At 42.9% G+C, this 217-nt stretch carries 1 protein-coding gene; it reads left to right on the top strand.

Annotated features, from left to right (window positions below; translation table 11 throughout):
* A partial coding sequence (locus E1171_RS22890; protein ID WP_222931248.1) for a hypothetical protein occupies nucleotides 1-217 on the top strand: 217 nt, incomplete at both ends.

Below are 217 nucleotides of genomic sequence, written 5' to 3'. Positions count from 1 at the left end.
GGCCAATGGCGATAAGCCTTTTTATGGCATAACTTCAATTTCCTACTCTGACAACCAGGAGATTGAAAATCAATACGGAGCGGGTAATATGCCCGTATCAAGAGGTTTCGGTCAGTATACGGCTGAAGCTTCCCTAACCTTAACCATGGAGGAAGTGGAAAAAATACAGGAATCTGTGGCTACAGCTAGATTACAGGACATTCCTGAATTTAACTTG

Origin of the sequence: Xanthovirga aplysinae, assembly GCF_009711365.1 — a bacterium.
Lineage (GTDB): Bacteria > Bacteroidota > Bacteroidia > Cytophagales > Cyclobacteriaceae > Xanthovirga > Xanthovirga aplysinae.
Note: the sequence above shows the minus strand (reverse complement) of the source record. Positions and strands in the feature narration are given on the sequence as shown.